We start from the raw sequence: 7,258 nt of genomic DNA on the forward strand, positions 1-7,258 counted from the left end.
CAATGAGATCGAAGCCGGCGAGCTGTACGTGAACCGCACCCCCGCCGATCCGTATCAAGGTTTTCACGCTGGCTGGAAACGCTCGGGACTCGGCGGCGATGACGGCAAGCACGGCATGCTCGAATTCACGCAGACCCGCCTCGTGGTCATGAAGTACTGATTTTTCCTCAACCTGCATGAATCGATAAAAAAACAGCGCGCCTCAAAGCGTGCTGAAGGAGACGTATCGTGGATAAAACCTTGACCGGCGTCACGCCGGCAGTCATCGAGACAAGCCGGTCGCAGCGTTACATCCAGCTTATGTTGCTGGTTGTCGCCGCTGGCGCGATCTACCCGTTGCTCTATCTGCGTCAGGTGTACCAGACGCCGATGCTCGAGTTTTTTCACATCGACAATAGCCAGCTCGGGTATCTGTATTCCATCCTCGGCACCGTTTTCCTGCTGAGTTATCTGCCGAGCGGCTGGCTTGCCGACCGCATCGCTCCGCGTTTCCTGATCTGTTTTTCATTGATCGCAACCGGCGCGCTCGGGCTCGTTTATTCGACCGCGCCGAGCTTCGGGATCCTGCTGGTCGTATTTTGCTGCTGGGGCTTGACCACCGGCCTGACCTTCTGGGCATCGATTCTGAAACGCGTCAAGACCATCGCCGCGCACGACGAACAAGGCCGTTTCTTCGGCTTGCTCGATGGCGGCCGCGGCCTGATTGAAGCGCTGCTCGCGACCATCGCGCTCGTGATCTTCGCCACCGCCACCGAAAAACACGGCTTGCCGACGAACGTCGGTTTCCGCTACGTGGTCTATTTGTATTCGGCGTTTTGTATTGGACTTGGGTTGCTCATGGCGCTGGTGAAGGAACCGCCCGCGACACCGCAGGAGCTTCAGCAAGCCGCCGACAACCGCACGCAGAAACACAACCTGTGGCGCGATCTCGTCACGCTGATGCGCATTCCGCAACTCTGGCTGATGGCGGCCATCGTGTTCTGCGGATACCAGATTTTCTGGGCGACCTATAGCTTCTCTGCGTACCTGCAAGTGGGCGACCTGAAGATGACCGTCGTGATGGCGGGCACGCTCACCACGCTGAAACTCTGGATGCGGCCGGTTGGCGGTATCGGCGGCGGCTATCTCGGCGATCGTTTCTCCACGCTCGGCGTACTGACCACCGCGCTCTTTCTCGCCGCGATCGGGCTCGTGGCGCTGGCCGTGCTGCCGACGCTGCATATAGCACCGCACGTGGGCGTCGCGGTGATCGCGGTTGTCGTGCTGGTGATCGGCATCCTGACCTACGCGATTCGGGGCCTCTACTGGTCGCTACTCGACGATTGCGGCATCCCATTGCGCATCACGGGCCTGGCGATCGGCCTGGTTTCGTTGATCGGTTATTCACCCGATGTCTTCCTGCCGCTCGTGAACGGCTGGACCACCGAGCATTTCCCAGGCCTTCCCGGCTATCAGATCTATTTCTCCTATATCGCTGCAATCAGCGTGGTTGGCGGTGTGGCCGCCCTCGCCCTGACGCGCATGCGCAAGACCGTCACAAAGGACGCCATCCGATGAACATCGTCTCCCTCGAAACGCATTTCGTAGCCGTGCCGCCGCCGCATCTCGGCGGCATGTACTGGATCTTCGTGAAGCTCAAGACGGCTTGCGGCATTGAAGGCGTGGGTGAGATCTATTCGGCGACGTTCCATCCGAAAGCGATGGCGCACATCATCGACGACGTCTTCGGCCGCTATCTGCAGGACCACGATCCGCATCACGTCGAGCGATTCTTCCGCGAAGCCTATTCGAGCGGCTTCACGCAACGCCCCGACCTCACGATGATGGGCGTCGTCAGCGGCCTCGAGATGGCATGCTGGGACATCATCGGCAAGGCGGCGGACAAGCCGGTCTACGAGTTGATGGGCGGGCTCGTGAACGAACGGCTGCGCTCGTACACCTACCTGTACCCGAAAAACGCCGCCGGCGAATACGATTACGACGACGTCGATCTGGCCGCCGACTGCGCGGTGAAGAACGCGGACCTCGGCTTCACAGCGGTCAAGTTCGATCCCGCCGGTCCCTACACGGCCTATTCGGGCCACCAGATTTCGCTCGACGTGCTGGAACGCTGCGAGACCTTCTGCAAGCGCATCCGCGAAGCCGTCGGCAATCGCTGCGACCTGCTGTTCGGCACGCACGGGCAGATGGTTCCATCGTCGGCAATTCGTCTCGCCCAGCGGCTCGAAAAGTACGACCCGTTGTGGTTCGAAGAACCCGTTCCGCCCGGCCAGGAAGACGCGATGGCGCAAGTTTCGCGGCATACGAGCATTCCAATTGCAGCCGGCGAACGGCTCACCACCAAATATGAATTCTTCAAGCTGCTGCAAGCGGGCGCGGCATCGATTCTTCAACTGAACGTTGCGCGCTGCGGCGGTTTGCTCGAAGCCAAGAAGATCGCGACGCTCGCCGAGGTCTACTACGCGCAGATCGCACCGCATCTCTACAACGGGCCCATTGGCGCTGCCGCGAGCATCCAGTTGGCCGCGTGCACACCTAACTTCCTGATCCAGGAAAGTATCGGTACGTGGGACGGGTTTCATGCGCAGATCTTGAAGACGCCGATTCAGTGGGAAGACGGTTACATCATCCCGTCGAAAGCGCCGGGACTCGGCGTGGAACTGGACATGGATGTCGTGCGCGCGCATTCCCCTTACACCGGCGAACGTCTGCATTTGCAGATGGCGTCGAAACCCGCCGATGTACGGGATTCTTCTCCGGCCAGAGGCTGAGGCGAGCGATCAGATATGACTTACGACTACATCATTGTGGGCGCCGGATCGGCGGGCTGCATCCTGGCTGAACGGCTGTCGGCATCGGGACGACACACCGTGCTGGTGCTCGAAGCCGGCGGCAAGGCCGATTCGTTCTGGTTCAAGATACCCGTGGGTTTTGCAAAGACATATTACGATCCGGACTGCAACTGGATGTACTACTCCGAGCCGGAAGCAGAACTCGCCGGCCGCAAGATCTATGCGCCGCGAGGCAAGGTCCAGGGCGGCTCCGGCTCCATCAACGCCATGATCTTCGTGCGCGGCGCACCACGCGACTTCGACGACTGGGCCGCCGCCGGCAACGCTGGCTGGTCGTACAAGGACGTGCTTCCGTACTTCCGCAAGCTCGAGACGCACGCCGCGGGCGACACCGCCATGCACGGCTCGAACGGCCCGATTCACGTGACATCGATGAAAGATGGCATTCATCCCGTCACGCGTCATTTCCTCGACGCCTGCGACGAACTGAAGTTTGCGCGCAACGATGACTTCAACGGCGCGCACATAGAAGGTGTCGGCGTGTACGACGTGAACACGCATAACGGCCAGCGTGCATCGAGCAATGTGGGTTATCTGGAGCCGGCATTGAAACGCGCGAATGTGAGCATTGAACATCATGCGCTGACGACACGCGTCTTATTCGATGGACGGCGCGCCACCGGCGTCGGAGTTTCGCAGAACGGCGTCACGCGCATCTTCAATGCAAAACGCGAAGTGCTGCTGTGCGCGGGCGCCGTCGATACCCCAAAGCTGCTGCAACTTTCGGGCGTGGGTCCGGCCGCGCTGCTCTCGCGCCACGGGATTCCTGTCGTGCATGCGCTGCCTGCCGTCGGCCAGAACCTCCAGGATCATCTGTGTGCGAGTTACTACTATCGCGCGAACATGCCGACGCTCAACGGCGAATTCGGCTCGCTTCTGGGCAAGCTGAAACTCGGTCTGCAATATCTGCTGACGCGCAAGGGACCGCTTGCGATGAGCGTGAACCAGGCCGGCGGTTTTTTCAGCACGGATCCAGATAGCGAGCACGCAAACATGCAGCTTTACTTCAATCCGCTGTCGTACCGGATTCCGAAGTCGAGCCGCTCGCAACTCACGCCCGAGCCGTATCCCGGTTTCCTGCTCGCGTTCAATCCGTGCCGTCCGACGAGCCGTGGATCAATCGAAATAGCATCGGCGAATCCCGCCGATGCCGCCCTGATCCGCGCGAACTATCTGACGACGCAAAAGGATATCGATGAGGTGATTCAGGGCAGCCGCCTGATCCGCTCCATCATGCAGGCGCCTGCATTGCGCACGGTAACGGTCGAAGAAACGCTGCCGGGGCAATCGGCTGTGCCCGAAGGCGACGACGCCGCCATGCTCGAATATTTCCGCGAGAACAGCGGTTCAATCTACCACCTGTGCGGTTCATGCGCGATGGGCCCGGACGCGCGGACCGCCGTGGTCGATGACCGCTTGCGTGTGCACGGCATGGAGGCGTTGCGGATCGTGGACGCATCGATCTTTCCGAACGTCACGTCGGGCAACATCAATGCGCCGGTCATGATGGTCGCGGAAAAAGCCGCGCAAATGATCCTCGACGACGCCACCGCGCCAAGCTTCGTTCAGCGCGAAGCACTCGCCGCCGCTTCCGCCTGAAGCCACTGCTGGAACAGGCGCTGCGTCCCGCTTGCCCGCTGCTCGGGACGCAGCACGAACCAGTATGACTGGCGACCCTCGATCTCCACATCGAGCACTTGCCGCAACTGTCCCGAGGCCAGTTCGGCCGCGATCATATGACGATCGGCGATGGTGATTCCCATGCCGTCAACTGCCGCTTGTATCGACAAGTCGAGCACATCGAACTCATGGCCGCCGTCCGTATCCACGCCTTCGATACGCGCCGCATCCAGCCAGTGCTGCCACGTGAGATAGCGCTGGTCTTCGCCGGACAGCACATGCAACAGCGTGAAGCGGTTCAAGTCGACCGGCGTGCCCTCACTCTCACGATCGAGCAAAGCCGGCGACGCCACCGCAATATGCCGTTCGTGCATCAGCAAGGTGCTTTCGAGGTTGTTCCATTCGCCATCGCCAAAACGAACCGCGCAATCCAGCCGGTTCGAATCCGCAATGCCGTCATCCACGCGCGTCGTCATGCTCAGGTCCAGTTCCGGGAAAGCCTCACGCAGCCGTCCGAGCCGCGGTACGAGCCAGCGGGCCGCAAAGGTAGGCGGAACGTTGATGCGAAGCCGGTTGACATCGTTTTTCTGGCTGATCGCGCGCACTGTCAGCTCGATCTTGTCGAACGACTGCTGCAACGCGCGCAGAAGCACACGGCCGCTCGGCGTCAGCACCAGGTGCTGATGACGGCGCGAAAAAAGCGTCTCGCCAACCTGCTCCTCCAGTTGCCGGACCTGCCGGCTCACGGCGCTCTGCGTAACGTTGAGCAGCGTGGCGGCGCGGGTGAAGCTGCCGGTCGTGCCGGCTGCTTCGAAGGCTTTTAGCGCATTGAGCGCAGGCATTTTGCGTTTCACAGGGATTCGGTGATTCGATGGTTCGTGGTTCGGGAACGCTGGCATGTCCCGACGTTCGCGTGATCTTACGCAGGCCGCCGCCCGAACTGTGACGATTTCATAATCTCATGCAAGAAAGACGAAACACGCCTGACGGCATTATTCGCCTGGTATCGTTTTGTGGCACGCCCCTTGCTCCCAAATGGCGTACGTCGCATCCACCTCAGGCTCTCATGACCGAAACGATATGGTTTCTCGTCGTTGGCGGTGTGCTCATCTTCATGGGGCTTGCCAGCTCGACGTTCAAAGAACTCCCCATCAGCAGTGCAATGGTTTATCTCGCCATCGGCTTCGGCCTTGGCCCGTTTGGGGTCGGCCTGCTCAAGATCGACCTGCTCGGCGACGCAACCCTGCTGCGCCGGATCACCGAAGTCGCCATGCTCGTGTCGCTATTTGCGATCGGCCTGCGCCTGCGTGTGCCGCCGACCGACCGAATCTGGCTATTGCCCCTGCGTCTGGGCCTGGTCGCCATGGTCGCGACCGTCGCCATCATGACGCTTGCCTGCGTCTACCTGCTGCATATGAGCTGGGGACCCGCATTGCTGATCGCCGCGATGCTCGCGCCCACCGACCCCGTACTCGCCCACGACGTGCAAGTCCAGGTCCCGGGCGACGTCGACCTCCTGCGCTTTTCGCTCACCGGCGAAGGCGGCCTGAACGATGGCATCGCGCTGCCGTTTGCGCTGCTGGGTATTGCGGTGTGCAACTACGAGGCATCGCCGCAACAGGCGTTGAGCTGGCATTTCGCCGCTGATGCAATGTGGGGTGTCGCGGGGGCGCTGGCCGTCGGCTGGCTTCTGGGTGACCTTGCCGTGCGGCTGATTGCGTACCTGCGCACACGCCACAGCCTCGCGCTCGGGCCGGAGGGCTTTTACGCGCTCGGCCTGATCGCGCTTTCGTACGGCATCGCTGAATTGATGCATACCTACGCATTTCTCGCTGTGTTCGCGGCCGGCCTCGCGATGCGCCGTGTCGAACAAAAAGCAAGCGGCGATAAATCCGTCCACGAAGCCGTCGGCAAGATCGATGCGCAGGACGTAGGCGCAACGGCGTCCGATCCCGACCGCGCGCATGCGTTCGTCGCGGAGCGGGTGCTCGGCTTCACGATAGAACTCGAGCGCATCGCCGAAGTCGCGGTCATGCTGATGGTCGGAAGCGTGCTCGCCAATGTCTGGGATCACCTCTTCACGTGGCGCGGCGCAGCCATTGTCGCGCTGCTGTTCTTCGTGGCGCGGCCGATTTCGGTGCAAGCGTCACTGATCGGCTCTTCGGCAACACGATCACAGAGGCTGCTCACGAGCTGGTTCGGCATTCGCGGCGTGGGCTCGTTTTATTATTTGCTGTACGCGCTGGAACATGCGCCACGAAGCGCCGCACAACCGCTGGTACCGCTGGTACTTGCGGTGATCGCGGCGTCGGTCATCATGCATGGCATTACGTCTACGCCGTTGATGAACCGCTATAAGGGTTGAGGTCAAGGGCGGCGTGTCCAGCCGCCCCCGGCGCTCCTCAAGCTTCAACGAGCTCCCGCACGCCGGCTACTTCCCGCGCCCCTTCATACAGCCGTCCGAACCGGTTATCGAGAAACGCCTGCAGAGGAACCTGTTCCTGCCGGATAAACCCGCTTTCCGGCAAGACACCCTCACGGAACAAATCGAGTTCTGCGCAAACGGCTCCAGCGGTCGTGATCTGGATCGCGCTCATCGATACACCGCAGACCTTCTTCGCGAAAATCTTCCGTGTGAAAACGTCCTGTACCAGACGTCCGTCGCGCATGCCGGTGGCCGTGACAAAAACCAGCACGACGTCCTGCGCCGTCGCGGGGACTGCGCGCCGCAGCATCGCCTTCAGTCCGTCACGATCACTCGACATGCGCAAATCGTCGAGCAGGAA

Annotated in this window: 6 protein-coding genes and 1 pseudogene; 5 read left to right on the plus strand and 2 right to left on the minus strand. The window is 61.2% G+C overall.

Features of this window, described 5'->3' with window-relative positions; genetic code table 11:
• From ACFFAR_RS19325 to ACFFAR_RS19340, 4 genes are all read left to right on the plus strand, one after another.
• Positions 1–160 (plus strand): aldehyde dehydrogenase family protein (locus ACFFAR_RS19325; protein WP_375508286.1); only part of this gene is annotated, 160 nt, incomplete at its 5' end.
• Between the two features lie 68 nt (positions 161–228).
• Positions 229–1,557 (plus strand): nitrate/nitrite transporter, encoded by a 1,329-nt coding sequence (locus ACFFAR_RS19330; RefSeq protein WP_075359517.1) that lies wholly within the window; start codon positions 229–231, stop codon positions 1,555–1,557.
• Positions 1,554–2,771: a mandelate racemase/muconate lactonizing enzyme family protein gene (locus ACFFAR_RS19335; RefSeq protein ID WP_375508285.1), complete on the plus strand. Its 1,218-nt coding sequence runs from the start codon at positions 1,554–1,556 to the stop codon at positions 2,769–2,771. Before ACFFAR_RS19330 ends, ACFFAR_RS19335 begins: the two co-directional genes overlap by 4 nt.
• Before the next feature lie 15 nt (positions 2,772–2,786).
• A complete protein-coding gene (locus tag ACFFAR_RS19340; protein ID WP_174363579.1) occupies positions 2,787–4,451 on the plus strand; it encodes a GMC family oxidoreductase N-terminal domain-containing protein in 1,665 nt (554 codons plus the stop codon).
• Here the strand turns inward: ACFFAR_RS19340 and ACFFAR_RS19345 are convergent.
• Positions 4,418–5,314 (minus strand): LysR substrate-binding domain-containing protein, encoded by an 897-nt coding sequence (locus tag ACFFAR_RS19345; protein WP_375508287.1) that lies wholly within the window; start codon positions 5,312–5,314, stop codon positions 4,418–4,420. The genes ACFFAR_RS19340 and ACFFAR_RS19345 overlap by 34 nt on opposite strands.
• Before the next feature lie 224 nt (positions 5,315–5,538).
• Between ACFFAR_RS19345 and ACFFAR_RS19350 the strand changes: the two genes are divergently transcribed.
• On the plus strand, positions 5,539–6,837 hold the full coding sequence (locus tag ACFFAR_RS19350; RefSeq protein WP_062169988.1) for a sodium:proton antiporter: 1,299 nt from the start codon (positions 5,539–5,541) through the stop codon (positions 6,835–6,837).
• A gap of 37 nt (positions 6,838–6,874) precedes the next feature.
• Here ACFFAR_RS19350 and ACFFAR_RS19355 read toward each other — a convergent pair.
• Positions 6,875–7,258: pseudogene (locus tag ACFFAR_RS19355) on the minus strand (saccharopine dehydrogenase family protein); the annotation flags it as partial.

This window comes from uncultured Caballeronia sp., assembly GCF_964243625.1.
GTDB lineage: Bacteria > Pseudomonadota > Gammaproteobacteria > Burkholderiales > Burkholderiaceae > Caballeronia.

Excerpts from the sequence above, each read along its gene's own strand:
- ACFFAR_RS19350 (WP_062169988.1), top strand. The coding sequence starts at position 5,539 with ATGACCGAAACGATATGGTTTCTCGTCGTTGGCGGTGTGCTCATCTTC.
- ACFFAR_RS19345 (WP_375508287.1), bottom strand. The coding sequence starts at position 5,314 with ATGCCTGCGCTCAATGCGCTAAAAGCCTTCGAAGCAGCCGGCACGACC.
- ACFFAR_RS19340 (WP_174363579.1), top strand. The coding sequence starts at position 2,787 with ATGACTTACGACTACATCATTGTGGGCGCCGGATCGGCGGGCTGCATC.
- ACFFAR_RS19335 (WP_375508285.1), top strand. The coding sequence starts at position 1,554 with ATGAACATCGTCTCCCTCGAAACGCATTTCGTAGCCGTGCCGCCGCCG.